Here is a 25424-nt window from a genome sequence, read left to right on the forward strand (position 1 = left end):
GGGATGCGGCATTATTTCACCACTAAGCTACCCCGCAACATGCCCATGCCGCAGGTGAACGGAAACGTCCCGGCCTCTTTTGGCAGCAGCTCCACCAAGGTAGTTTTGAAGGCCGGCAGGTCGCGACGGATGCTGAAATCGGGCATCAACAGCTCCTCCGAGCAGCTGTTTTCCTCGTCGCGGTAAAAGCTCAGCTGCACGGGCTTGCCTTTTTCTACTTCGATGACGTCGGGTGAGTAGCCGCCCTTCACGGTGATGGCCACCTCCTGCACGCCACTGGTGGAAGAAACGGCACTGGCCGTCTGGCGGGCCGAAAAAAAGAAGTACCATAGCACGAAGGCGACCAGGCCCAGGCCAACTACGGTAACAATGATGGCGGTCGTATCCATTTTGGAGTTAAAAGCTAACAGTGAAGAGTTAAAAGCAGGAGCGAAAAAAGAGTCAGGTAAAGGGAGTTGCCTTTTCACTCTTCACTCTTAACTTTTAACTGAAAAGCCGCGCAGGCGCAGCGAGTTGGTCAGCACCGATACCGAGCTAAGAGCCATGGCCCCGGCCGCCAGCATGGGCGAGAGCAGGAGGCCGAAGAAGGGGTAGAGAAGGCCCGCCGCGATGGGAATGCCCAGCGTGTTGTAGATGAAAGCAAAAAACAGGTTCTGCTTGATGGTGCGGATGGTCTGGCGGCTCAGCTCGATGGCCGTTACCACGCCGTTCAAATCGGAGCGCATGAGTGTGATGCCGGCGGCTTCCATCGCCACATCGGTGCCCGAGCCGATGGCCAGCCCGATATCGGCCTGGGCCAGCGCGGGGGCATCGTTGATGCCGTCGCCGACCATGGCCACGATGCGGCCTTCGGCTTGCAGCGCCTTCACCTTGCCGGCTTTGTCCTGGGGCAGCACCTCGGCGAAGTAGCGCGTGATGCCCACCTGCCCGGCCACCTGGGCGGCCGTTTCCGGGTTGTCGCCCGTCATCATCACCACCTCGATGCCCAGCCCCTGGAGCTTCTTGATGGCGGCGGCCGAGGTATCGCGCACGGTATCGGCCACGCCCAACAGGCCCACGGCCTGGCCCGCCACAGCTACGTACAGCACGGTTTTGGCCCGGCTCAGCAGCTGCTCGGCCTGGGCAATCAGGGGAGGGGAGAGGGTAATGTTTTCGTCGGCCAGCAGGCGGCGGTTCCCAATTAGCACGGCTTGGCCGTCCACACTGGCGGCGGCCCCTTTGCCTTCTATGGCCCGGAAGCTGGTGGCAGTTAGGCGGGGCCCGCCCTGGGCGTCGGCGTGGCGCACCACGGCTTCGGCCAGCGGGTGCTCACTCTGCCGCTCCACGGCAGCCACCATTTGCAGCAGCTGGCCGGCCTCCCGGGCCGCCCCGGCAGGGCCGGGCAGCGTCCAGAAATCCGTCACGGCGGGCTCGCCCTTGGTAATGGTGCCGGTTTTATCGAGCAGCACGGTATCTACTTTGTAGGCCTTTTCCAGGGCTTCGGCATTGCGGATGAGCACGCCGTGCTCGGCCCCTTTGCCGGTGCTCACCATGATGGCCGTGGGTGTGGCCAGCCCCAGCGCGCAGGGGCAGGCAATGATGAGCACGGCCACGAAATTGACCAGCGCCAGCGGCAGGCGCGTGCCCAGCGGGGCCAAATCAAACCAAATGACGAAGGTGAGGATGGCAATAACCACGACCGTAGGTACGAAAATGGCGCTCACTTTGTCGGCCAGCCGCTGAATGGGGGCGCGGCTGCCCTGGGCATCTTCCACCAGCTTCACAATCTGCGAAAGCATGGTATCGGCCCCGACTTTCGTCACGCGAAAGCGGAAGGAGCCGGTTTTGTTGAGGGTGGCCCCGAATACGGGGTCACCGGCGTTCTTTTCCACGGGCAGGCTCTCGCCGGTTAGCATGGCCTCGTCCAGGGAGGAATGCCCTTCGGTGATGAGGCCGTCGGTGGCCACCTTCTCGCCGGGGCGCACCACCACAATGTCGCCGAGCTGCACCTGCTCGATGGGCACGTCGACTTCCGCGCCATCGGGGCGCGCCACGCGGGCCGTTTTGGCTTGCAGGCCGATGAGGGATTTGATGGCCGCCGACGTCTGGGTTTTGGCCCGCAGCTCCAGCACCTTGCCCAGCAGAATCAGGGCAATGATGGTGGCCGTGGTGTCGTAATACACCTCCGGCACGAGGCCCCGGCTGGTAAAAAAGCCGGGTACCACCGTCGCCGCCAGACTATACAGAAAGGCTGCGCCGGTGCCCACGGCAATGAGCGTATCCATGTTGGCGGCCCGGTGCTTGAAGCCGTTCCAGGCCGAAACGTAGAATTCGCGCCCGCTGTAGAGCAGCACCGGCAGCGTGAGCAACAGCAGGGCGTAGTTGAGCCACTGCATGTTGATGCGCTGCATCATGGCCGGCCAGAGCATGAGCATGCTCAGCGGCATGATGATGACGGCCAGGCCCACGGCAACCCCGAAGCGGCGTTTGAGCTTTTGGTAGGCCAGCGCTTTCTGGCGGTCGATTTCGGCGCCGCGCTCGGCGGCGCTGGTGTCGGGGGCACGCTCGGTCACGCCGTAGCCGGCGTTGATGACGGCTTCCTTCAGGGTGGCGGGGGAGGCCTGGGTGGGCAGGTAGTCGACGGTGGCCTTTTCGGTGGCATAGTTGACCATGGCCCGCTGCACGCCCGGCGTGCGGCTGAGCGACTTCTCGACGAAAGCCGCGCACGAGGCGCAGGTCATGCCTTCGATGTCGAGGGTTTCAGTTTTGGTGGCAGGTTCCATAAAAGCGGCGTAATGAGGGATTCCCGAGCCTTTTAGCCAATTGGCAACAGCCCATAATCACCTTACAAAGGAACGGTGCTGCTCGCTCGAAGTTGGTACTAAATACCGCTCCTGAATTGCATAATTTGACGGGATACCATTTTTCTAATTTGCCACGCCGCACTACTTTCCAACGATGACCCTGCTTTAGAATGAAGCGATGGTTTGCCGGCGCGCTTCCGCGAATGCCGTCAATTCATGCAGGCAAGCGGTGAACTCCGCCAGCCTTGGTGGCCCTAGTACATTTCCAAAGGCGCGCTCCAGGTCTACTAAGGTGCTAGCCAGGTAGGATAAAAAGCCTTCTCCCCGTGGAGTCAACCGCACTAGTTGGGCCCGATTATCAGTCGCATCAGGTTCGAGGCCCACGTAGCCGCTGGTAAACAGCTCCTTGACCAATCGACCCATTGTTTGCTTGGTCACCTGAGCCCGCTCGGCCAGTATACTCGCACGGGTTCCCGTCGGGTCAAGGTTGCGCAGCAGTTGTACGTGGCTACTTCTCAAATCAGGGTAGCCATCGGTGGCCCACCGGTGTTCGCTGAGGTAAGCAAGCAGCCGCGAAAAGTGGTGGATGTGGCCCGCCAGGTTCTTTTCAGATATCTGTTGGGTTAGCAAAGCGAAGGTATTCATGAACAAATTTAGTCAGCAACAGTTACTATATGGTCAGCAATGCTTACTATTGTGTCTTCGTTTATCCCTTATGCACCTCCCCGCCGACCAACTTCCCATTGAAGCCCGCTACAAATTGCTAACCGGTACCGTTATTCCACGGCCAGTGGCAGTGGTGTCGACCCTATCAACCGAGGGCGTCACCAATCTGGCCCCGTTTTCCTATTTCAACATCGTCGGGCACGCCCCGCTGGCCCTGTCGTTCGCGGTTGCCGGACCAAAGCCCGATGGCACCTTGAAAGACACGTTGCGCAATGCACACCTACCCGCGCAAGGGGGCACCGGGGAGTTTGTCGTCAACATCGCTACCGAGCACTACGCCGTCCAGATGGCCCGTACCGCAACCCCTCTGGCGGTGGGGCGTTCGTGCCTCGTCATCGGCGAAATAGTTTACGTCCACATAGACGATGCGTTAATTGATGGCCGCTTTCGGGTTGATTTTGAGCAGCTGCGCGCCCTGGGCCGCATGGCGGGTTCGCGCTATGCCCGCACCTCCGACACCTTCTTGCTAGACGATGAAAACTTTCCCCCCGGAACACGCTAACTGTCTAAGCTACATGAACCAAGCCTATATCGACTCCATATTATCAACCGCTCAGCAGGAGGCCCAGCGTCAGGGCGTGCTCATCACCGTAACCATTGTTGATAATGGCGGCCATGTTCGTGCCGTGGTGCGGCAGCACGGCTGTAGCTATTTTGCCTTGGAAAGCAGTCGGGCAAAAGCAATAACGGCTTCGCAGCTACGCTTACCAAGTCATGTTGTGGGCAACCTCGGCCAGCAGTTTCCGGCGTTGCGAGCTTCGTTTGCGGCTAATTCTTCCATTTCTGGTTTGCCCGGAGGATTTCCTCTATTATGGAACGAAGAAGTAGTGGGAGGTATAGGTATCGCTGGGGGCAATTTTGAACAAGACCAAGCCATTGCGGCATTTAGCGCAGGAGCGCCCGCCCCGCGCTGCGAACTGCCTTCTGAAGGGTAAGGCTTTATAAAATCGCGCCGTCTACTTACATAATTTTGCTTTATCCCGCCATTGCATGTTTGCCCAGCACTTGGGCAGAAGGCCTTGAGGCGCCTAATAGCGCCACATTATCTCCTTGCTTCGGCCGGCCTTACACAACCGCCGGAACCCTTTAGCGGCTTTACGGGTACCTAACCAGCCCAACCCCTTACCGGAGATAAGCCTATTTTTGCAGTTGTTTAGTGCCCGTTATGTTCCGTAGCTTGTTCCCCTTCCGCCGTTTGCTAGCGACGAGCTTCCTGCTCGTCTTCGTCAATGTGTTCGTGGGGCAGTGCTGGTGCGCAACGGTCAATCCGGCGCAGGCAGCTCCGCCGATGGCGGCCGTGGGCCACCACGAAGTCGAGCAGCCCACGCACCCGGGTTGCCACGGCCACGGCGCGGTGGCTGAGCACCACGGCAAGCACGACGGCCACCCGGCCAAGTCGACCCGCAACCACGATTGTTGCAAGGACAAGTCGGCCTCGCTGCTCTCGTCGCTGACGACGCCCACTCAAAAGCACTTATTCATCGCTGCCCCGGCCGTGCTGCCGGCTGCGGTGGGCTTTCATTTCCGGCCCCTGGCTGGCAAATGGAACCGCACGGGCGCGGTGGCCCTGGTTCCGACGCGGCACCTCAAGCCCAAAATACCCGATATCCGCATTTTTATCCAGTCCCTGACTGTTTGATTGTTCCGACGCGCTAAGGCTCGCGCCGGCATAGCTACGCTATGTCCGGGGCGGGCCTTTTCGTTTGCTCGACTGCGTGGCCAGGCCGCGCCCCCTCTCCCCATTTTTCTGGTTTTTCGTCCTTCGCACTGAAGGGTTGCGGTCAGGAGGCCGGCGCGCCGCGCCCGCCTGGGCCGGGCCGTCGTGGGCTGTTCTGCCTGCCCTACGCCGGGCTGGCTGCCGCCTTGGGCTTCGTGCTCTGGCAGCAATGGCAGGCGTCGGCCCCACCGGTCTTTCAGGGCCGCATTTTCCATCCATTACCCGTTTTTATGAACCGTTTTCTTGTTCCGTTGCTGGCCCTTGCCAGCGTAGTTACCGTTGCCAGCTGCTCCTCTGATGCATCGAGCAGCAGCGCCACCAACACTGTTACGACGCCCACGAGCACCGCGCCCGACAGCACCGCCGGGCACGCCGGGGGCCACACCTACGCCTGCCCCATGCACCCGGAGGTGACCAGCACCAAGCCCGGCCAGAAGTGCCCTAAGTGCGGCATGGAGCTGGTGCACAACGACCAGGTGAGCAACGGCAAAAGCTACCAGATGAAGTTCGAGCCCCAGCCCATGCAGCTGGTGGCCGGCCAGCCCGTCACGCTCACGTATACCCCGCAGGAACTTGGCAACTTAACCGCCCCGGTGCCGCTGGCCGTGGTACATGAGAAGAAAATCCACCTCATCATCGTCCGCAAAGACCTGTCGGTGTTCAACCACGAGCACCCCCAATTCACGGCCGACGCCAACTACAAGGCCGCCTTCACCTTCCCCAAGGGCGGCGAATACGTGCTGTTTCAGGACTATACGCCGGACGGCAGCGGGCACCAGCTCGGCCGCCAGGTGGTGAGCGTGCAGGGGCCGAAGTACACGCCCGTCAAGTTCAGCAAAGACCAGATGCAGTGGCAGCAGGACGGCTACCAGGCCACGCTCGCCTTCGACAAGGAGCTGAAAGTGGGCCAGTTGCTGGGCATGAAAATTACCATCAGTAAAAATGGCCGGCCCGTGACGGACCTCGACAAGTACCTCGGGGCGCTGGGCCACGTCGTGGTCATCAGCGAGGACACGGAGCGCTACCTGCACGTGCACCCCAACGACCAGGCCGACAAAGGCCCGGTAATCGGCTTCAACACCAGCTTCGAAAAGCCCGGCCGGTACCGCGTGTTCCTGCAATTCAACCACGGCGGGCAGATTCACACCACTGATTTCACCATCAACGTGAAGGCCTAACGCTTTCAGGCACCCGTCATTTTTTACTTCCCATCCCAATCCAAACCCCATGAAAAAGTCCGCGTTTTTCCTCGCCGCCCTGTGCTCGGGCACCCTGTTGCTGGGCAGCTGCAACTCCGACAAGTCGGCCGATACTACAGCTACTACCACCCAAAACACGACGGTGGCTACTGATTCGGCCGCGGCCGGCATGGCCGGCATGGACCACTCGAAAATGGCGGATGGAGCGGCCGCCGCTTCGCCACTGGTGGCCTCAATGAACGATATGATGGCCAAGATGGACGCCCTGAAGCCCATGGGCAACACCGACCACGACTTTGCCCACATGATGATGGAGCACCACAAGGGCGCCGTGGCTATGGCCGACATCGAATTGCGCGACGGCAAGGACGCCACCATGCGCCAGATGGCCGGGAAAATCAAGGCCGACCAGCAGAAGGAAATCGGGGAGATGGAGCCCATTGCCGAACGCCTCGACTCGGCCCCCACCAACTACAAGCCCCAGGACCCGGCTGACCCGTTCACCAGCGCCATGAAGGCCTCGATGGACGGCATGATGAAAAACATGCCCCCGATGGTGGCTGATGCCGACTTGAATTTCAACATGCTCATGACGGTGCATCACCAGAGCGCCGTGGACATGGCCAAGGCCGAAGTGGCCCACGGCAAAGACAGTAAGCTTAAGGAGATGGCGCAGATGATGATTGACGCCCAGCAGAAGGAAATCCAACAGTTCAAAGCCTGGCACGCCAGGAACGCCGGCAAGATGAAGGCCGCCGCCGTCTTCGAGTGCCCGATGAACGACGGCGGCCAGAGCGCCGCTCCCGGCAAGTGCCCGAAGTGCGGGATGGACCTGGAGAAAAAAGCCTGAAAACCGGCGGCCGGCCGTCTTTCACCGCCGACAGCCTTTCGTGTCCCCTTCCCATCTGCTGGCAGCTCGCCGGCGGATGAGCTGGCGGCCCAATCAACGCTCATGAATAACCTTCCCCTTCGCAACCGCCGGCCCGGGCTCCTGCTGCTGCTTTTGCTGCTGGCCGGGCCGGCGTGGGCCCAGCAGGTCGTGGTGCGCCTCGACAGCGCCGAACAGCTGGCCCTGCGCCGGCACCCGCGCCTGCGCCAGTCGGCCCAGGAAATAGAGGAGCAGCGCGCCCTGAAGCGCGGCAGCTTTTCGCCCCCCAACCCCGACTTTCTGTTTTCCGCGCCCACGGGTGAGCGGTGGGCTCCCGGCGTGGTGCAAACCATCGACTTCCCGACGGTGTACCGCCGGCAGGCGCAGGCCGCGCAGGCGGGCATCACCCTGGCCGAGCGGGGCCTGGACGTGAACCGCGCCACCGTGCGGCGCGACGTGCGCCAGGCCTACCTGAGCCTGCAGTTTACCGAGGCCCAGGTGCGGCAGCTCACCTACCAGGACAGCCTGTTTCGGACCTTGCAGCAGGCCACCGAGCGCCTGTTCAAGGCCGGCGAGGTGACGGCCTTGCAGCGCGTGAGCACCGAGGCCGAAGCCCGGCAGGTGCACAACCAACTGGAGCAGGCGCTGGTGGACCAACGCTCGGCGCAACGGCGGCTGGGCCTGTTACTCGGGCAGCCCGAAGCCAACCTGACCGCCGACACCGACCTGCGCCAGACCGGCCCCGCGCTGGCCCGCGCCGGCGCGGAGCTGCTGGGTACCCTACCCCAGCAGGACAGCGCCGCCGTAGTCCAGAGCCCCACGCTGGCCTACTACGGCCAGAACGTGGCCTTGAGCCAGTCGGGCATCAGCCTGGTGCGGGCCCGGCGCACCCCGGCCCTCACGCTGGGCTACCAGAACCAGGCCTATGAGAACTCCGTGGTCAAGTACCGCTTCCAGTTCGGCGTGTCGGTGCCCATCTGGTTCTGGACCTACCGCGCCCAGCTGCAAGCGGCCACGGCGCGCAGCAAGGCCGCGCAGGCCCAGCTGCAGGTGCAGCGCCTCGACCTGGGCACCCAGTACCAGCAGGCCGTGGCCGATACGCGCAAGTTTGCCGCCTCGCTCACCTACTACGAGCAGACGGGCCTGCCCCAGTCGCGGGCCATCATCAGCCAGTCGCAGCGCCTGTTCAAGGCCGGCGAAATCAGCTACCTGGTGCTGATTCAGAGCCTGAACCAGGCGTTTACCATTCAGAATACCTACCTGACGACCATCCGCGACTACCGTCAGGCCATCGTTGCACTTAATTACCTGCGGGGATACTAATGAAGAACCTCCTCCTGCTTTTGCTGGCCGTGCTGCTGGCCACCGGGGCCCGCGCCCACGGCGGCGAAGACCACGGCGACGCGGCCAAGCCCTCGGCCGGGGCCGTGGCCACCACGTTTTCGGTGGCCGCGCTGTCCGAGAGCTTTGAGCTGCTGCTCCGCTTCGAGCCTCTGAAAAAGGGCCAGGACGCCGATATGCGCCTGTTCATCTCCGATTACGGCACCAATGCGCCCATCAAGGGAGCCAAACTAACCGTGACCTGCCCGGAAGCGGCCGGGCTGAAATTCACCGTCTCCGAAAAGTCGCCGGGGGCCTACATGGTCGAGGGCGTGTTTCCGGCGAATAAGAAATATAGCCTGGCCGTGAACATCGTGGCTGGCGATAAGGCCGACCTGATGCTGCTCTCCGGCATCGAAGTGGGCAAGCTGCTGCCGGTTGCGGCAGCTCCGGCTGTAGCAGCCCCCGCCCTTATTGGCTCCTGGAAAACCGTGCTGCTGCTCTTTGGTGCTTTTGCGCTGGGCATTGCCGCCACCGCCTTGGTTATGCGCCGCCGTTCGGCGGCTGCCGTCCCTACTTCAACGTCCGCCGTCTATGAAAACCACGCATAAATTCCTCGCGGCTACGGCCGCCCTGGGCCTCACCCTGACGGTGCTGCTGCCCCCGCCCGCCGCGCTGTGGGCCCACGGTGGCGAAGACCACGGCGGGGCCGCCCACGCTTCGACCGGCGTGGCCATGACCGATGCCGTGGCCCTGCCCAAGGAAAGCCAGTTCCTGTTTGGGGTGCGCACGGCGCTGGCCGGCTATTCCGATACCTACAACCGCCTCACGCTCTACGGCACCGTGGCTTCGGCCGCCGGGGGCGAAGGCCGGGTGGTGGTGCCCCAGACCGGGCGCATTGTCAGCCTCTTAGCTAAAGTGGGGCAGCCGGTTCGCGCCGGGCAGGTGCTGGCCGTGGTCGACCAAACCCTGGATGCCACCCAGCAAATCGGCCTCAGCACGGAGCGGGCCAACGCCCAGGCCGAGCTGCGGGCTGCCCAGCAGGACTACGCCCGCCTGCAAACCATCGCCGACATCGCCGCCCGCAAGGACGTGGTGGCCGCCGAGCTGCGCCTGCGCCAGGCCCGCCAGAACGCGGGGATTCTCAACGGCCAGGCCAGCAACCGCCGCGTCGCCATTACCTCGCCCATTAGCGGGACAGTAGACGTGTTTACCCTCGCACTGGGCCAGCAGGTCACGCAGGGCGACGAGCTGCTGCGGGTGCTTAACCCCGGCAAGCTGCGGGTAGAAGCCCAGGTGTTTGCCCAAGACCTGGACAAGATTCCCGCCGGGGCACAGTTTCAGGTGGAAGGCCTCGAGGGGCAGACCGGTAGCGCGCCGGCCCGGCTGGTCGTGTTCAGCAACGTGGTGAACCCGGTGAACCAGGCCCGCCAGCTGGTGCTGGAGCTCGACCCCACCGGCACCAATCTGTTCCGCGCCGGCCAGGCCGTGAACGTGCAGGTGCTGGGCCGCCGCAGCGGCAAAAAGCAGCTGGTCGTGCCCACCTCGGCGCTAACCGACCTGAACGGCAAGCCGGTGGTCTTCGTGCACACTGACCCCGAAACCTTCAAAGTCCACTACGTGCAGCCCGGCGCGGCCAACGGCGAGCAAACGGTGCTGCTGGGCGGCGACGTGAACGAGAACGACCGGGTGGTGAGCGTGGGAACCTACCAGCTCAAATCCATTTACCTGAACCAATAGCGGGTTAAAAATTAAAAGGGAAGAGTTGAAATCAGACGTTTTAACTCTTCCCTTTTAACTTTTAACTCTACCCAAAATGCTCGATAAAATCATCCGTTTTGCCCTGCAAAACCGCCTGCTCATGCTGGCCTTTGCCGTGGGCCTGCTCATCGCCGGCACCTACACGGCGCGCCAGCTGCCCGTGGACGTGCTGCCCGACCTCGACCGCCCCCGCGTGACCGTGTTCCTGGAAGCCGCCGGCATGGCCCCCGAAGAAGTGGAAGCCCTGGTGACGCTCCCGGTCGAAACGGCCCTGAACGGGGCCACCGGCGTGGCAGCCGTGCGCTCCAACTCGGCCATTGGCCTGGGCATGGTGTTCGTGGAGTTCGACTACGGCACCGACATTTTCACCGCCCGCCAGATTGTAGCCGAAAAGCTGCAGACCGTGAGCGGGCAGCTGCCCACCGGCATCACGCCGGTGCTGGGACCGATTTCCTCGGTCATGGGGCAGATTATGCTGGTGGGCCTTTCTTCAGTTAACAATGAGCAGTTAACAGTTACCAATCAAAAGAATGACGACCCGAAATCGTCAGGCTCCCCCTCTTTTTTGGAGAGGGGGCCGGGGGGTGAGGTTGGCGTGGGAGTCGGCCGCGCCACCAACGCGGCCGACCTGCGCACGCTTGCTAACTACACCGTGCGCCAGCGCCTGCTCAGTATCCCCGGCGTGGCGCAGGTCATCCCCATCGGCGGCGACAACCTGCAGTACCAGGTGTTGCTCGACATGCCCCGCCTGAACGCCACAGGCCTGACCGTGACCCAGGTGGAAGAGGCACTGCGCCGCTCCAACCTGAACACCACCGGCAACTTCTTCGACCGCAACGGCTCGGAAGTGCTGATTCGGAACCTGGGCCGGCTGCGCTCGGTGGCCGACATCGAGAACATCATCGTCGGTTACCGGCAGGGCTCGCCCATCAGCGTCAGGCAGGTGGCCAATGTAGCCTTCGGGGCCCGCTTTAAGCGCGGCGACGGCAGCGTGAACGGCAAGCCCGCCGTCATTCTAAGCATCGAGAAGCAGCCCGGCACCGCCACGGTGGGGCTCACGGAGGCTGTGGAAAAGGCCCTGGTCGAGCTGAAGCCTTCATTGCCCAAAGATGTGCAGGTGAATACGCGCCTGTTCAAGCAGGCCGATTTTATTGAGTCGTCGATTAGCAACGTCGAGGACGCGCTGCGCGACGGGGCTATTCTGGTGGTTATCGTGCTGTTTGCCTTTTTGCTGAACGTACGGACCACGTTTATTTCGCTGGTGGCCATTCCGTTGTCGCTGCTGGTTACGGCGCTGGTATTCCGCTTCGCGGGAATTTCCATCAATACCATGACGCTGGGCGGGCTGGCCATTGCCATCGGGGAGCTGGTGGATGACGCCATCGTGGACGTGGAAAACGTGTTCCGGCGGCTGCGCGAAAACCAGCACCTGCCCACCCCCAAGCCGGCTTTGCAGGTGATTTACGCGGCAAGTTCGGAGGTGCGTAACTCCATCGTCTACGCCACCATTATTGTGGTGCTGGTGTTTTTGCCGCTGTTCGCGCTCGAAGGCATGGAAGGGCGCATTTTCGCGCCGCTGGGCATTGCCTATATCACGAGCATCGTGGCCTCGCTGTTTGTGTCGCTCACCGTCACGCCGGTGCTCTGCTACTACCTGCTGCCCAAGATGAAGCAGATTCGGGCGGCCGAGCAGGAGGGCGGGCTGGTGCGCTGGCTCAAGCGCAAGGATACCGGCCTGCTGAACTGGGGCCTGGCCCACCCGAAAGTGGTGCTGACCGTCGCCGGTCTGCTCTTCGCGCTGGCGGCCTCGCTGGTGCCCTTCTTCGGCACCGAATTCCTGCCGCCTTTCAACGAAGGCTCGCTCACGGTCAACTTTTCGGCCCCGGCCGGCACCTCGCTCACCGAGTCCAACAAGCTGGGCACGCTGGGCGAGGAGCAGATTTTGCAGCTGCCGGAAGTGGCCTACACCGCCCGCCGCACCGGCCGCGCCGAGCTGGACGAGCACGCCGAATCGGTGAACAACTCCGAAATCGAGGTTGCCTTCAAAACCCCGGAAGAGCTGAAAAAAGCCGGCCAAACCATGCGTAGTCGGGAGGCAATCCTGGCCGACCTGCGCCAGCGTCTGAGCCTGATAACCGGCGTGAACGTCAACATCGGCCAGCCCATCAGCCACCGCCTCGACCACCTGCTGAGCGGGGTGCGGGCGCAGGTGGCCATCAAAGTATTCGGCAATGATTTGCTGGAGCTGCGCCGCTACGCCAACGAAATCCGCACGGCCGCCGGCTCCGTGCCCGGCGTGGTGGACTTACAGGTCGAAAAGCAGGTGCAGATTCCGCAGCTGCTGGTGCGGCCCCGCGACGCCGCCCTGCGGGCCTACGGCCTGGAGCGCGGGCAAGTGGTTTCCACGCTGGAAACCCTGTTTCAGGGCGACGTGGTGTCGCAGATGCTCGACGGGCAGAAGCGGTTCGACCTCATCGTGAAGCTGCCCGAAGCCCAGCGCAACGACATTGCCACCATCGCTCAGACTCGCATCGAAACTCCGAGCGGCGCCCTGATTCCGGTGAGCCAGGTGGCCGATGTGAGCTACGAGCCCGGCCCCAACACCGTCAACCACGAAAACACCCAGCGCCGCATCACCGTCTCGATGAACGTGGCCGGGCGCGACCTGGGCAGCACCGTCAAGGAGGTGCAGGCCCGCATCAACCAGCAGGTGAAGCTGCCGGCGGGCTACTACCTCACCTACGGCGGACAGTTCGAGAGCCAGCAGTCGGCCTCGCAGAAGATTCTCTGGCTGAGCCTGTTCTCGCTGGCCGGCATCTTCCTGGTGCTGTTCTCGCACTTCAGGTCGGGGCTGCTGGTGGGGCAGATTATGCTCAACATTCCGCTGGCCCTCATCGGCTCGGTGGTGGCGGTGCTGCTCACCGGCGGCACGTTCAGCATTGCCTCGCTGGTGGGTTTCATCACGCTCACCGGCATTGCCTCGCGCAACGGCATCATGATGATTTCGCACTACATCCACCTGGTGGAGCACGAGGGCGAGAAGTTCGGCAAGGACCTGATTATCCGGGGCTCGCTCGAACGTCTGGTGCCGGTGCTGATGACGGCCCTGGTGGCCGCGCTGGCCCTGGTGCCGCTCACCCTGGCCAGGGATGCGCCGGGCAAGGAAATCCTTTACCCGGTGGCCACCGTCATCCTCGGCGGTTTGCTCTCCTCTACTTTCCTCGACATCGTGGTGACTCCCGTGGTGTTCTGGCTCTTCGGCGAAAAAGCCCTGGCCCGGTACCAGCGCGGCCACCACGAAGTCGGCCTCGATGCCCACCCGCAGGAGCTGGACACCCAGCCCCTCACGCCCCCGGCCGACCGGAACCCAGTGCAATCCGCCGTGTAAGTGCCCGGCCATGTCGCTTCCTGAATCCCTTGCGCCCGATGATGCCGGCTGTGTGCTTTATATCAAGCACATGGTCTGTGCGCGGGGTATTCGGGTGGTGCGGTGGGAGCTGGAAAACCTGGGGCTGCGCGTGCTCGACGTGCGCCTGGGGGCCGCCACGGTCGCGGGCCCGGCCCCGGAGCTGGACTGGGCGCGCATTCGGGCCGCCCTCCTCACGGCGGGCTTTGCCTTGCTGGAAAGCCCGCAGCAGGCCCAGGCCGCTCAGGTGAAGCGCGTGGTGGACGAGTTGCTGCGCCACGCCGAAACATTGCGGCACCGCGACTTCATTCCAACGCTGGCGCAGGAAATGGGCCTGAGTGTGCGCCAAATCCACGGGGTCTTCGCCCGGCTGCCCGGCCACGAAAGCCTGCTTGGTTACATCACGCGCTGCCGGCTCGCTTACGCGCAGGAGCTGCTGGATACTTCCAGGCTGAACATCGGGCGCATTGCCCGGCGGCTGGGCTACGGCAGCCTGGCGCATTTTTCCGCCCAGTTCCGGCGGTTTGCACAATGTTCGCCTTCCGCCTACCGCCAGCAGGAAGCAACCCGGACCCGGACCGACGCCGCGCCGCCAAATGATGCAATCCACGGGGGCATTGATGCAAAACCAAGCTGAGCACTATGGGTATCAGAAGGGGTAGTTCAGGCTCAACCCCCATTCACTTCTAGCCCCTTCCCGCATGCCCGCTCAAAACCAAGCCCTCCTCAACGCCCTCAACGCCTGCATCGCCGCCTGCGAACCCTGCGCCACCGCTTGCCTACAGGAAGAAGACGTGAAAATGATGGCCCGCTGTATTGGCCTCGCCCGCGACTGTGCCGATGTCTGCGCCCTGACGGTTCGCCTGATTGCCCGCGGCTCGGAGCATGGCCCGCACCTGCTGCGCGAGTGCGCCGAAGTCTGCAAAGCCTGCGGCGACGAGTGCGAAAAGCACGCGGCCCACATGCCGCACTGCCGGGAATGCGCCGAGGCCTGCCGTCGCTGCGAGGAAGCCTGCCGCGCCGGCATTGCGGCCTAAGCCGGGTTTTTCTGGTGGCCTGCCGGCGGGAAATCATGCAAGTCCCCTGCGCAATTCTATACCCCGCCGGTGCCACCTTGGCCGCAGCTTTGCGTGTTGTATTGGCACGAACCCGGTGCGGGTTCCTAAACTCAATTCGTCATGAAAACCCTTCAATTCAAAACCAACATCAACTGCGGCGGCTGCATCAAGGCCGTGACGCCCACCCTCAACCAGCAGGCCGGAGCCGGCAACTGGCAGGTTGACACGGCCAACCCCGACAAGATTCTCACGGTCAGCTCCGACCAGCTTACTCCGGAGCAAGTCGTGCAGGCCGTCGAAAATGCCGGCTTTGAGATTCAGGCGGCTTAATCCCTTGCTGCTTACCCCGCCCAGACGCCCGGCTCCGCCGGGCGTTTTTGGTTTCGATAGCGTTGCCCACCAACTCAACACCGTCGAATTCGCGCCCGGCACAGCCCGCCCGGCAAGCTGACAAATCTTATCTATTGGGGCCTCGCTTGTCATGGTCCCCCATGCAGCCCTGGCGGACCTTTGGCACCGCTGGCTCCTCGTTTCTGCCCTTGGCGAACGAGTGGCCCGGCGGTCTGGCCCGTCACTTACACGTATCTCGTCAACCGTCATTTCCCCCTTTCATGAAAAAGCTCCCCTATCTCCTGACCGCCCTCCTGTTCGCCGGCCTGACCAGCGCACCCCACGCCCAGACGACCCCGAAGGCCGCCCATGCCCATTCCGCCACCAAGTCATCGCATCAGGATTGTTGCATGATGAAGGACGGTAAGATGACGATGATAAAAGGCGGCAAAATGATGCCCATGACCGCCGACATGACCATGGCCGATGGCACCGTGTGCATGACCGATGGCACCTGCAAAATGAAGGATGGCACCACGATGAAGATGAAGGACGGCCAGTGCATGATGATGAGCGGCAAAATGAAAATGCCCGCCGGCTCGAAAAGCGGCCACAAGATGGAAGGCATGAAAATGTAGTCGGGCGGTACTGGTTTCGGTCCTCGCCGCTCGCCGCGGCAGGCGCGGAAACGCCCCCTGTTTAGCGGACTCGCGGCTGGCCGTGAGTTCGCTTTTTTTTTACAGCGACCCAACCCCCCGCCGGATGCAGCATCAACACGCCCCCTCCATCGCCAAGCTGTCCCCGTCCGCGTACCCCACCACGCCCCCATAGCCCGGCGGGCGGGCACGACCACGGGGCCATGGTCGCGGACTTCCTGCGCCGGTTCTGGGTGTGCCTGGCCCTGTCCGTGCCCATCGTCGCCCTGCCGATGATGTTTCAGGCCCTGGCCGGTTACCACCTTTCATTTTCCTACAGCACCCCGCTGCTGCTGGGGCTGGCATCGGTCATTTACGTGTACGGCGGCTGGCCCTTCCTCAGCGGCACGGTGGGGAACTGCGCGGCCGGTAGCCGGGCATGATGACGCTGGTGGCAGTGGCCATTACCGTGGCCTACGGCTACCGCGTGGCCGTGACGGTGGGCTGGCTGCGGGGCATGGACCTGTTTCTGGAACTCGCCACGCTGATTGACATCATGCTGCTGGGGCACTACCTCGAAATGCGGTCGGTGGCCGGAGCCTCGCGCTCGCTGGAGCTGCTGGTGCAGCTGCTCCCGGCCGAGGCCCATCAGAAGGAAGGCAATAAAATCAGCGATGTCAAGGTTTCGGCCCTGGTGGTCGGCGACCTGGTGCTGGTGCGGCCCGGCGAGCGGATTCCCACCGATGGCGAAGTGGTGGACGGCTGCAGCGCCGTGAACGAGAGCATGCTTACGGGCGAAAGCGTGCCGGTGCAGAAGGAGGCCGCCGCCAAGGTCATCGCCGGGGCGGTCAACGGCGAGGGCGTGAACGACGCTTCGGCCCTGGCCCAGGCCAACGTGGGCATCGCCGTAGGCTCGGGCGCCGACATCGCAGCCGAAACCGCCGACATCATACTGGTCAACAGCAAGCCCACTGACATTACCAACCTGGTGGAGTCCGGCAAGGCCACCTACCGCAAGATGATGCAGAACCTGTTCTGGGCCACGGGCTACAACGTCATTGCCCTGCCGCTGGCGGCCGGGGGCTTGTACCCGCACTTTGTGCTGAGCCCGGCCATCGGCGCGGTGCTCATGAGCGCGAGCACCGTCATCGTGGCGTTGAACGCGCAATTACTGCGCCGGTCACTGAAATAGCGAACCCCTTGGTGGTGCATTTCCCCATCGTCCTCATCCTCCTGCTGGCCACTGCGCTACAGGCGGTACTGGTGTTCAAAGATTGGCCCCTGGTGCGGTGGATTGCCTGGCGGTAATGGCGGGCGGCTTCGTGGGGCCGCTGGCCGCCAGCACCACGTTTCACGTCCTGCCCACGGGCCTGGCTCCCCGGGCGGCGGCCGTATTCGCGGCGCACGAAAATTTGCGCGACAACAAAACCCGGCGCTCCGCCTCGGACACCGAGGGCGGCAACCGCCGGACCGAGAAAAACAACCGCAACTTCCGCCGGCAGGCCGAAGTTGGCGTGCATTACCTATTGCCCCTGCCGGTCCGGGCCGAACTTCGCACCGACCTTACCGGCCAGCTGCGGGCGCAGCTGGAGCGCCGCGACCAGCCCCTGAGCAACAACGTATTCATGGACATTCGGGCCAATACGGACCGCGAGTTCACCCTCGGTTTTCGCTACAATGGGCAGTAAATACGCCTCGCTCAGCGCCAATTACGACAACCAGTAGGGATGGGGCGTGGGCCTTACATTTCACTACTAGCACTTTCAATCAGGCTGCTTGTAAAAATGATTTGTCCCCTAAAGCGTCCCCCGAAAACCGAAAAACCCCGCCTGCTCATCGCAAACGGGGTTTAAAGTGGAGATGCAGGGATTCGAACCCTGGTCCAGACAAGGAAATCAACGTGCTTTCTACGTGCGTATCCAGACTTGGATTTTCATGGTATTCCAGGCGTCAGTCAGGCCTTTGAAATCCCCCTAGCTGCAGTTGGGTTTCGCCCCCGGGTCACAGCTCCTCGAAGGCTATTTTCTACTTACGACGCTCCGAACTCCCAGGTGTAGAAACTTACCCAGGCGGAACGATGGCAATTACCTAATTCTGAACTAGGCAGCCATGGCGTACGAATAGTCGCCAGTTGTTGTTTGATAGATTTTTTGACAGGAGAGCTTCCATCAACTCCTGGCACGCTTACCCGCAATTTGCGCAAGCTGTCAATTCCGGTCATCCCCAAATGGTAAAGAACGAGTCCCGCAGTCGCCTCGAAAGGCTAAGCGGGCCGCGAAGGTACGCGGTGAAGTTGAAACGGCAGGGGCGGAGGGAAGGTTTCCGGCGGGTTGCGTGTTTGGATTGCATCGGAACAGGAAAAAGGAACGTCATGTCGAGCGCAGCCGAGACATCTCGCTCGGGGTAGTAATCCAATCGTGAAGTCGATGCGAGCGAGATGTCTCGGCTGCCCTCGACATGACGCTCTGATAACCTGATGATAAGCCAGACGGCCGCCCGACCGCTTCCAAAGCCGCCCGTTTCTGGGTAACTTTGTCAACAGAACTTATGGATAATTTCGTCGTTTCGGCCCGCAAGTACCGTCCTTCCACGTTTCGCAGCGTGGTGGGGCAGCAGCACGTCACCACCACGCTGCAGAACGCCATTCAGAGCCAGCACCTGGCCCAGGCGTTCCTGTTTTGCGGCCCGCGCGGGGTGGGCAAAACCACCTGCGCCCGCATCCTGGCCAAAACCATCAACTGCACCAACCTCAGCCCTGAAACCGAGGCTTGCGGTACCTGCGCCTCCTGCGTGGCCTTCCGGGAAAACGCCTCGTTCAACGTGCACGAGTTGGACGCGGCCTCGAATAACTCCGTGGAGGACATTCGCTCGCTGGTGGAGCAGGTGCGCTACGCCCCGCAGGCCGGCAAATATAAAATCTACATCATCGACGAGGTGCACATGCTCTCGAACGCGGCCTTCAACGCGTTTCTGAAAACGCTGGAGGAGCCGCCGAGCTACGCCATCTTCATCCTCGCCACCACCGAGCGCCACAAGATTATTCCCACCATCCTGTCGCGCTGCCAGATTTTCGATTTCAGCCGCATCAAGGTGGAGGACATGCGCAGCCACCTGCGCTACGTGGCCACCCAGGAAGGCATCACCGCCGAAGACGACGCCCTGCACCTGCTGGCCCAGAAAGCCGACGGCGGCCTGCGCGATGCCCTGTCGATGTTCGACCAGATGGTCACCTTCGGCGGCAACAACCTCACCTACAAAGAGGTGGTGCAAAACCTGCACATCCTCGACTACGACTACTACTTCCGCCTCATCGATAGCCTGCTCACCGAAAACCTCTCGGCCGCGCTGCTGCTGCTCGATGAGGTGATGCAGAACGGCTTCGACCTGCACAACTTCGTGGTGGGCACCGCCGAGCACCTGCGCGGCCTGCTCGTGTGCAAAGATGCCGTGACCGTGCAGCTGCTGGAAGTATCGGATGGCATTAAAAAACAATACGTTGCGCAGGCCCAGGCCGCGCCGCTGGCCTTCCTACTCTCGGCCCTCAACCTCATCAGCCAGTGCGACCGCGAGTTCAAGCAGGCCAAAAACCAGCGCCTTCACGTCGAGCTGGCCCTGATGAAGCTGGCCTACCTGAACGGAGCCGTGCAATTCGTGCGCGAGCTAAGCCCCGCCACCAACCAAAGGTCATCGTCAGATAACGGCGAGGCTAAAAAAAAAAACTAGCGGCCTAAACGGTGGGGGAGGAGTGCCTGCCGTTGCCTCTGCTCCGGGTAGCACTGGTAGCACCGGCCACGCTGAGTACGCGCCAATAGCCTCGGCGGCTGCCATTACTCCGGCCGCTTCGTTCGCGTCGCCCGCTGCGTATGCCACTGAGTCGCCGGCCGCTCCTTACACGGCCGCCCCGCGCCCGGCTGCCGCGCCGGGCGCGCTGCCAATGCCAGCTGGTGCGCCCGTGGCCACCGGGGCCGCCCCCGCCGATGGCCCTGAGCCCCTGCCCGTGGAAAACGGCGTGGAGGAAATGCACGATACGCCCAGCATCGAGGCCGACTCCACTGCAGCCATCACCGAGCGCCACCAGATGCGCGACACGCTGCCACACGTTGAAATCGGCGTGCCCAGCTTCGAAGGAATTGAGCCCGAGCCGCGCCCCTCGCCTCAGGCAGCCTTTGCCAAAATTCCCAGCCTGGCCAGCAAGCTGCCCAGCCTCAAGAACATGGGCAGCCGTGCAGTCGGCCCGGCCGCTGCCACTTCTGCCGAGCCGCAGTTCATCAGCGGGCCGGTGGCACCCATCGACTCCGCCCTGTTGCAGCGCGTGTGGCAGGAGTTGGCTGAAGAGCGCCGCACCCAGGACCGCATGAGCGAATACTGGGTCCTGAACCGCCCCGTGACAGCCAGTGCCGAGCACAACATCGAGCTGGCCGTGGACAACCCCATTCAGGTGGACCAGTTCAACGAAATGCGGGTAGAATTCCTGGCCGAGCTGCGCCGGCGCACCGGCCACCCGCGCCTCACGGTGCAGCCAGTAGTGGCCGCTGCCGCACCCTCGGCCCGCAAGCTTTACACCGCCTCGGATAAGTTCGAATACCTGGCCGAACGGTTTCCCGCCCTGCGCGAAGCCAAGCAACGCCTGGGGTTGGAAGCCGATTTTTAGGCAGCTTGGATTTCGTCTGAACCCTGCGACTCTGTAACTGGCGCATTCCGGCCACGCGCCCGTGCCTGTGAGCGGCGATAAAACGGCTTGATCGAACCGGCTGCCTACGAAGCGACCAGCGGTTTGGCAATGCCACGCCTCTAAAACGCGCAGCCGAGCGCGCAACCACGACAGCCCTCAACAAGGGCTGATGACCTTGGCTACGCAACTTTGGGCGGGTAAATGAGTCGTTGGAAGTAAGAATATTCGCGGACTGCACATGACGCCTTCCGGAATCACCAAGCTCCATGCCAGTCGCAAAACCTGCAAACGATTGGGGAGGAAGCAACCCCAAAGGCAGCGGCGAATCAGCGGTGGCTACAATCTGCTAAGATAAGGTAAAAATTCGTTTTTTATTCCCCTATCAGCCAGTTACCTTTGTTTTTTGAATCCCCCAGCTACCCGCCTGCGCCCTTCGTGAAAAATCCTTTTTTGCTGCTGTTTCCGGCCCTGGCGGTGCTAGGTGTTGCCACGCAGTGCCAATCGAGCAAGCCGGTAACTACTGCCACTGCAGTGTCTGCCGCCGTCCCTGCTTCTGCACCCGCTGCTCTGGCCGCACCGAAGGAATACCGTTACGAATCGGTGCCCGGCGACCCGCTGCAAGCTCGTGTATACCATTTGGACAACGGCCTGACCGTCTATCTGTCCGACTACAAGGATGCGCCGCGCATCCAGACGTATCTGGCGGTGCGCGCTGGTTCTAAAAATGACCCCGCCACCGCTACCGGCCTCGCGCACTACCTCGAGCACATGGTGTTCAAGGGCACATCGAAGCTGGGCACGCAGGATTGGGCCAAGGAAAAAGTTGAGCTTGACAAGATTGAGGCGCTGTACGAAGTGTACCGCGGCGAGCGCAATGATGCAGCCGCCCGCAAGCGGACCTATCATCAGATTGACTCAATTTCGGGCGTGGCGGCCAGATACGCCGTGCCGAATGAGTACGACAAGATAATGGGCGCCATCGGGGCCAAGGGCTCGAACGCGCACACCTCGAACGAGGAAACGGTGTACCAGGAAGACATTCCGAGCAACCAGCTGGAGAAATGGGCCGCGCTGCAATCGGAGCGAATGCAGGAGATGGTGCCGCGCCTGTTTCATACCGAGCTGGAAGCGGTGTACGAGGAGAAAAACCGGGGGCTGGACAGCGACTTCAACAAGGAGTTTGAGGCGCTGAATGCCGCGCTGTACCCCACGCATCCCTACGGCACGCAGACGACCATCGGCACGATTGAGCATTTGCAAAACCCGTCCATCACGGAGATTAAGAAGTATTTTGGCCAGTACTACGTGCCGAACAACGTGGCGCTGTGCCTGAGCGGCGACCTGGATTACGACACAACCATTCGCCTGATTGATAAATATTTTGGCGCGCTGCCGAGCAAGCCGGTGCCGGTTTTCAACGCGCCGGTGGAGCAGCCGATTACGGCGCCGGTGACGCGCGAAATCGTCGGGCCGCAGTCGGAAAACGTGATGATTGGCTACCGCCTGCCGGGCAAAGCCAGCCACGATGCCGTGCGCCTGCGCATGCTGGATAAAATCCTGACCAACGGCCAGGCCGGCCTCATTGACCTCGACCTGAACCAGCAGCAGAAAGTGCTGGAGGCCGCCTCGTTCACCGACCTCAACGACGACTACTCCACGCACGTCATCTACGGCACGCCACGCCAGGGGCAGAAGCTGGAAGACGTGAAGGCCCTGCTGCAGGGTGAACTGGCCAAGGTGAAAGCCGGCAACTTCCCCGACTGGCTGATTCCGGCCATCATCAACAACGAGAAGCTGACCCGCACCAAGGGCTACGAAAGCAACGAGGCTCGCGCCAGCGCCATGTACGAGGCGTTTATCGAGCGCGTCGACTGGAAAGATTACCTGAAGCAGCAGGACGATTTCGGCAAGATTACCAAGGCTGAAATTGTGAAATTCGCTAACGACAACTACGGCCGGAACTACGTGGCGGTGTTCAAGCGCACCGGCGTCGACCCCAATAAGGTGAAGGTGGTGAAGCCTGCCATCACGCCCGTGCCGGCCAACCGCGACGTGTCTTCGGCCTACTACAAGCAGTTGACGGCGATGCCGAGCACGGAGCTACAGCCGGTGTTTGTGGATTACAAAAAGGACGTCCAGGAAACCGAAATAAAGCCCGGTCTGCCGCTGTACTACACGCACAACGCCGAAAACGGCCTGTTTAACTTGTCCTATATCCTGGACATCGGCACCAATAATGACCCGCGTTGGGGCCTGGCGGCCGATTACCTGCAATACCTTGGTGCTGGGAAATACACCGCCGCGCAGTTGCAGCAGGAGTTCTACAAGCTGGGCTGTTCCTTCAACGTGAGCAGTGGGCCCGACCGCATTTTTGTGAGCCTGAATGGCCTCGACAGCAACCTGGAGCCGGCATTGAAGCTGTTTGAGGAGCTGCTGAACGCGCCCAAGCCCGATGCCGCCGCCCTGAAAAACATGGTGGCCGGCGTGCTCAAGCAGCGCCAGGATGCCAAGCTCGAAAAGCGCGTAATTCTAAATGCAGCGATGGTGAACTACGTGAAGTACGGCCCCAAAAATACCTTCACGAATATCCTCAGCGAGAAAGAGCTAAAGGCGCTGAAACCCGAGCAGCTCACGGCCCTGATTAAGAAGCTGGAGACGTATCAGCACCGGGTGCTGTATTACGGGCCGCGTCCTGTTGGTGAATTGAACGCAGAGACTTTGCCAAAAACAAAAGTTAATTCCAAAGGCAAAAGTGTTGTTCAACTGGGAACAATTGGTAGCCGGCAAGGAAATGGAGTAGTCGACATATTGTGGCAACTCCACCAAACGCCCGCCAAACTCACGCCCGCACCCGCTGCCAAAGACTTCGCCGAGCAGCCGCTGAAGGACAAAAAGGTGTATTGGGTGGACTACAACATGGTACAGGCCGAAATCCTGTTCCTGACCAAGGGCGATTTGTATAGCAAGGATATGGTGCCCACCGTGGCGCTCTACAACGAGTATTTCGGCGGGGGCATGGGCAGCATCGTGTTTCAGGATTTGCGCGAGAGCAAGGCGCTGGCCTACTCGGCCTACTCCGGCTACTCAAATGCCGACAAGCTGGGCCGCTCCAACTACAACCTGAGCTACATCGGCACGCAGAGCGACAAATTGCCCGAGGCGATGGCTGGCATGGAGGCATTGCTAACGGATATGCCGGTGGCCGAAGCCAACCTGGAAATCGCCAAGAATGCTCTGCGCAACAGCATCAGCACCGAGCGCATCACCAAAGGCAATGTGCTGCTCAGCTACGAGCGCGCCAAGCGCCTCGGCCTCGACTACGACCTGCGCCGCGACGTGTACGCCAGCACGCAGAAAATGACTTTTGACGAATTGAAGAAGTTTCAAATAGCCAAGATTCGCGGCCAGAACCAGGTTATCCTGGTTATTGGCTCGAAAGACCGGCTCAATTTTAAGGAGCTGGCCAAGTACGGCACCGTGCAGCAGCTCACGCTGAAAGAGATTTTTGGGTACTGATTCCTAGTTGTCGGTTGGTGGTTGTCAGTTGTCAGGCTGGTGACCGGAACAGTGCCCAGCACTCCTCATGGCCGACAATTCTGCATTCCCACCTGACAACCGACAACTAATAACTGACAAATAATACCCCATGGCAGAGCAAAAAATCACCATAAAAAACGGCAAGCTGACCGTTCCGGACAAACCGACCATTCCCTTCATCGAGGGCGACGGGACCGGTCCGGACATCTGGCGGGCTTCCAAACTTGTATTTGACGCCGCCGTCGAGAAGGCCTATGGGGGCAAAAAGCAGCTGATGTGGAAGGAAGTGCTGGCGGGTGAAAAGGCCTACAAAGCCACCAATAACTGGTTGCCCACCGAAACGCTGGATGCTTTCCGCGAATACCTCGTGGGCATCAAAGGCCCGCTAACGACGCCAGTGGGTGGTGGCATCCGCTCGCTAAACGTGGCCCTGCGCCAGGAACTGGACCTGTACTCCTGCGTGCGCCCCGTGCGCTACTACGACGGCGTGCCCTCGCCGGTGAAGCACCCGGAGCTGACCGACATGGTCATCTTCCGCGAGAACACCGAGGACATCTACGCCGGCATCGAGTACATGTACGGCACGCCCCAGGCCCAGAAAATGCTGGAATTCCTGGTGGATGAGATGGGGGTGAAGAAAATTCGTTTCCCCGAGTCGTCCTCGTTCGGCATCAAGCCGGTGTCGAAAGAAGGCACCGAGCGCCTCGTGCGCGCCGCCATCAAGTACGCGCTGGAGCACAAGCTGCCGTCGGTGACCATCGTGCACAAGGGTAACATCATGAAGTTCACCGAAGGCGCGTTCAAAACCTGGGGCTACGAACTGGCCGAGAAGGAGTTTGGCAGCAAGGTGTTTACCTGGGCGCAGTACGATAAAATCGTGGCCAAGCAGGGCGTGGCCGTGGCCGACGCGCTGCAAAAGCAGGCCCAGGACCAGGGCAAGCTCATCATCAAGGACAGCATTGCGGATGCTTTCCTGCAACAGATTCTGTTGCGCCCTTCGGAGTATTCGGTGGTGGCCACGCTGAACCTGAACGGCGACTACATCTCCGATGCGCTGGCGGCCATCGTGGGCGGCATCGGCATCGCGCCGGGCGCCAACATCAACTACGTAACCGGCCACGCCATCTTCGAAGCCACCCACGGCACGGCGCCCAAATACGCCAACCTCGACAAGGTGAACCCCGGTTCGGTCATCCTTTCCGGCGTGATGATGCTCGAATACATGGGCTGGAAAGAGGCCGCCGCCCTCATCAACAAAGGCCTCGAAGCCGCCATCGCCAGCAAGCGCGTGACCTACGACTTCGAACGCCAGATGGAAGGCGCCACCCTGCTCAAAACGAGCGAATTCGGCCAGGAAATTATCAAGAATATGTAGTAGCTTGGCCGCTGCCTAAGCACCAACAGAAACCCCC

The 25424-nt window shown here is 61.7% G+C and carries 21 protein-coding genes, 1 other RNA gene and 1 pseudogene; 19 read left to right on the top strand and 4 right to left on the bottom strand.

The genetic code is table 11. The features are described from left to right. Window positions 1–11 precede the first annotated feature (11 nt). From J4G38_RS09505 to J4G38_RS09515, 3 genes are all read right to left on the bottom strand, one after another. Window positions 12–389 carry a cupredoxin domain-containing protein gene (locus J4G38_RS09505; RefSeq protein ID WP_210516744.1) on the bottom strand — a complete coding sequence of 126 codons (378 nt, stop codon included), beginning with the start codon at window positions 387–389 and terminating at the stop codon, window positions 12–14. A gap of 87 nt (window positions 390–476) precedes the next feature. Next, entirely contained in the window at window positions 477–2762 is a 2286-nt protein-coding gene (locus J4G38_RS09510) for a heavy metal translocating P-type ATPase (protein ID WP_210516742.1), read from the bottom strand. Window positions 2763–2948: 186 nt separating this feature from the next. Then, window positions 2949–3428, bottom strand: a complete 480-nt coding sequence (locus J4G38_RS09515; protein WP_210516740.1) for a MarR family winged helix-turn-helix transcriptional regulator — start codon at window positions 3426–3428, stop codon at window positions 2949–2951. Window positions 3429–3498: 70 nt separating this feature from the next. On the opposite strand from J4G38_RS09515, the gene J4G38_RS09520 reads away from it, so the two are divergent. From J4G38_RS09520 to J4G38_RS09590, 15 genes and pseudogenes are all read left to right on the top strand, one after another. Next, a complete protein-coding gene (locus tag J4G38_RS09520) occupies window positions 3499–4011 on the top strand; it encodes a flavin reductase family protein (protein ID WP_210516738.1) in 513 nt (170 codons plus the stop codon). Between the two features lie 13 nt (window positions 4012–4024). Continuing rightward, complete coding sequence (locus J4G38_RS09525) at window positions 4025–4444, top strand: GlcG/HbpS family heme-binding protein (protein ID WP_210517010.1); 420 nt, start codon at window positions 4025–4027, stop codon at window positions 4442–4444. Between the two features lie 260 nt (window positions 4445–4704). Continuing rightward, window positions 4705–5148: a hypothetical protein gene (locus J4G38_RS09530; protein ID WP_210516736.1), complete on the top strand. Its 444-nt coding sequence runs from the start codon at window positions 4705–4707 to the stop codon at window positions 5146–5148. A gap of 308 nt (window positions 5149–5456) precedes the next feature. Continuing rightward, entirely contained in the window at window positions 5457–6404 is a 948-nt protein-coding gene (locus tag J4G38_RS09535) for a heavy metal-binding domain-containing protein (protein ID WP_210517022.1), read from the top strand. A gap of 49 nt (window positions 6405–6453) precedes the next feature. After that, window positions 6454–7275 carry a DUF305 domain-containing protein gene (locus tag J4G38_RS09540; protein ID WP_210516734.1) on the top strand — a complete coding sequence of 274 codons (822 nt, stop codon included), beginning with the start codon at window positions 6454–6456 and terminating at the stop codon, window positions 7273–7275. Window positions 7276–7377: 102 nt separating this feature from the next. Then, on the top strand, window positions 7378–8616 hold the full coding sequence (locus tag J4G38_RS09545) for a TolC family protein (RefSeq protein ID WP_210516732.1): 1239 nt from the start codon (window positions 7378–7380) through the stop codon (window positions 8614–8616). Further along, on the top strand, window positions 8616–9224 hold the full coding sequence (locus J4G38_RS09550) for a hypothetical protein (protein WP_210516730.1): 609 nt from the start codon (window positions 8616–8618) through the stop codon (window positions 9222–9224). Before J4G38_RS09545 ends, J4G38_RS09550 begins: the two co-directional genes overlap by 1 nt. After that, the gene (locus J4G38_RS09555) at window positions 9208–10353 is read left to right on the top strand and encodes an efflux RND transporter periplasmic adaptor subunit (protein WP_210516728.1); all 1146 of its coding nucleotides are present in this window, start codon (window positions 9208–9210) and stop codon (window positions 10351–10353) included. Before J4G38_RS09550 ends, J4G38_RS09555 begins: the two co-directional genes overlap by 17 nt. A 76-nt stretch (window positions 10354–10429) precedes the next feature. Further along, the gene (locus J4G38_RS09560) at window positions 10430–13762 is read left to right on the top strand and encodes an efflux RND transporter permease subunit (RefSeq protein ID WP_210516726.1); all 3333 of its coding nucleotides are present in this window, start codon (window positions 10430–10432) and stop codon (window positions 13760–13762) included. A gap of 10 nt (window positions 13763–13772) precedes the next feature. Beyond that, complete coding sequence (locus J4G38_RS09565) at window positions 13773–14417, top strand: helix-turn-helix transcriptional regulator (RefSeq protein ID WP_210516724.1); 645 nt, start codon at window positions 13773–13775, stop codon at window positions 14415–14417. A gap of 64 nt (window positions 14418–14481) precedes the next feature. Next, complete coding sequence (locus tag J4G38_RS09570; RefSeq protein WP_210516722.1) at window positions 14482–14817, top strand: four-helix bundle copper-binding protein; 336 nt, start codon at window positions 14482–14484, stop codon at window positions 14815–14817. Window positions 14818–14958: 141 nt separating this feature from the next. Next, the gene (locus J4G38_RS09575) at window positions 14959–15168 is read left to right on the top strand and encodes a heavy-metal-associated domain-containing protein (protein WP_210516720.1); all 210 of its coding nucleotides are present in this window, start codon (window positions 14959–14961) and stop codon (window positions 15166–15168) included. Window positions 15169–15449: 281 nt separating this feature from the next. Continuing rightward, window positions 15450–15806: a DUF6799 domain-containing protein gene (locus tag J4G38_RS09580; protein WP_210516718.1), complete on the top strand. Its 357-nt coding sequence runs from the start codon at window positions 15450–15452 to the stop codon at window positions 15804–15806. Between the two features lie 203 nt (window positions 15807–16009). Beyond that, window positions 16010–16995, top strand: a pseudogene (locus tag J4G38_RS09585) (P-type ATPase); the annotation flags it as partial. An 82-nt stretch (window positions 16996–17077) separates the two neighbouring features. Further along, a complete protein-coding gene (locus J4G38_RS09590; RefSeq protein WP_210516716.1) occupies window positions 17078–17491 on the top strand; it encodes a hypothetical protein in 414 nt (137 codons plus the stop codon). A gap of 164 nt (window positions 17492–17655) precedes the next feature. On the opposite strand, the gene ssrA is transcribed toward J4G38_RS09590, so the two are convergent. Then, window positions 17656–18028: a transfer-messenger RNA gene (gene ssrA, locus J4G38_RS09595) on the bottom strand. A 322-nt stretch (window positions 18029–18350) separates the two neighbouring features. On the opposite strand from ssrA, the gene J4G38_RS09600 reads away from it, so the two are divergent. The 4 genes from J4G38_RS09600 (at window position 18351) to icd (ending at window position 25387) form a co-directional block, all read left to right on the top strand. Next, window positions 18351–19526, top strand: a complete 1176-nt coding sequence (locus tag J4G38_RS09600; RefSeq protein ID WP_226163314.1) for a DNA polymerase III subunit gamma/tau — start codon at window positions 18351–18353, stop codon at window positions 19524–19526. 22 nt (window positions 19527–19548) lie between these two features. Then, a complete protein-coding gene (locus J4G38_RS09605) occupies window positions 19549–20454 on the top strand; it encodes a hypothetical protein (RefSeq protein WP_226163316.1) in 906 nt (301 codons plus the stop codon). 456 nt (window positions 20455–20910) lie between these two features. Next, window positions 20911–23991, top strand: a complete 3081-nt coding sequence (locus J4G38_RS09610; RefSeq protein WP_226163318.1) for a M16 family metallopeptidase — start codon at window positions 20911–20913, stop codon at window positions 23989–23991. A gap of 130 nt (window positions 23992–24121) precedes the next feature. Continuing rightward, window positions 24122–25387: an NADP-dependent isocitrate dehydrogenase gene (icd, locus tag J4G38_RS09615; RefSeq protein WP_210516712.1), complete on the top strand. Its 1266-nt coding sequence runs from the start codon at window positions 24122–24124 to the stop codon at window positions 25385–25387. Window positions 25388–25424 lie beyond the last annotated feature (37 nt).

Source organism: Hymenobacter terricola, from assembly GCF_017921975.2.
GTDB lineage: Bacteria > Bacteroidota > Bacteroidia > Cytophagales > Hymenobacteraceae > Hymenobacter > Hymenobacter terricola.

Bases quoted from the DNA above. Each gene is read 5' to 3' on its own strand.
- J4G38_RS09560 (WP_210516726.1), top strand. From the start codon at position 10,430: ATGCTCGATAAAATCATCCGTTTTGCCCTGCAAAACCGCCTGCTCATG.
- J4G38_RS09575 (WP_210516720.1), top strand. From the start codon at position 14,959: ATGAAAACCCTTCAATTCAAAACCAACATCAACTGCGGCGGCTGCATC.
- J4G38_RS09540 (WP_210516734.1), top strand. From the start codon at position 6,454: ATGAAAAAGTCCGCGTTTTTCCTCGCCGCCCTGTGCTCGGGCACCCTG.
- J4G38_RS09550 (WP_210516730.1), top strand. From the start codon at position 8,616: ATGAAGAACCTCCTCCTGCTTTTGCTGGCCGTGCTGCTGGCCACCGGG.
- J4G38_RS09515 (WP_210516740.1), bottom strand. From the start codon at position 3,428: ATGAATACCTTCGCTTTGCTAACCCAACAGATATCTGAAAAGAACCTG.
- J4G38_RS09570 (WP_210516722.1), top strand. From the start codon at position 14,482: ATGCCCGCTCAAAACCAAGCCCTCCTCAACGCCCTCAACGCCTGCATC.
- J4G38_RS09545 (WP_210516732.1), top strand. From the start codon at position 7,378: ATGAATAACCTTCCCCTTCGCAACCGCCGGCCCGGGCTCCTGCTGCTG.
- J4G38_RS09555 (WP_210516728.1), top strand. From the start codon at position 9,208: ATGAAAACCACGCATAAATTCCTCGCGGCTACGGCCGCCCTGGGCCTC.
- J4G38_RS09510 (WP_210516742.1), bottom strand. From the start codon at position 2,762: ATGGAACCTGCCACCAAAACTGAAACCCTCGACATCGAAGGCATGACC.
- J4G38_RS09565 (WP_210516724.1), top strand. From the start codon at position 13,773: ATGTCGCTTCCTGAATCCCTTGCGCCCGATGATGCCGGCTGTGTGCTT.
- J4G38_RS09525 (WP_210517010.1), top strand. From the start codon at position 4,025: ATGAACCAAGCCTATATCGACTCCATATTATCAACCGCTCAGCAGGAG.
- J4G38_RS09580 (WP_210516718.1), top strand. From the start codon at position 15,450: ATGAAAAAGCTCCCCTATCTCCTGACCGCCCTCCTGTTCGCCGGCCTG.
- J4G38_RS09535 (WP_210517022.1), top strand. From the start codon at position 5,457: ATGAACCGTTTTCTTGTTCCGTTGCTGGCCCTTGCCAGCGTAGTTACC.
- J4G38_RS09520 (WP_210516738.1), top strand. From the start codon at position 3,499: ATGCACCTCCCCGCCGACCAACTTCCCATTGAAGCCCGCTACAAATTG.
- icd (WP_210516712.1), top strand. From the start codon at position 24,122: ATGGCAGAGCAAAAAATCACCATAAAAAACGGCAAGCTGACCGTTCCG.
- J4G38_RS09505 (WP_210516744.1), bottom strand. From the start codon at position 389: ATGGATACGACCGCCATCATTGTTACCGTAGTTGGCCTGGGCCTGGTC.
- J4G38_RS09600 (WP_226163314.1), top strand. From the start codon at position 18,351: ATGGATAATTTCGTCGTTTCGGCCCGCAAGTACCGTCCTTCCACGTTT.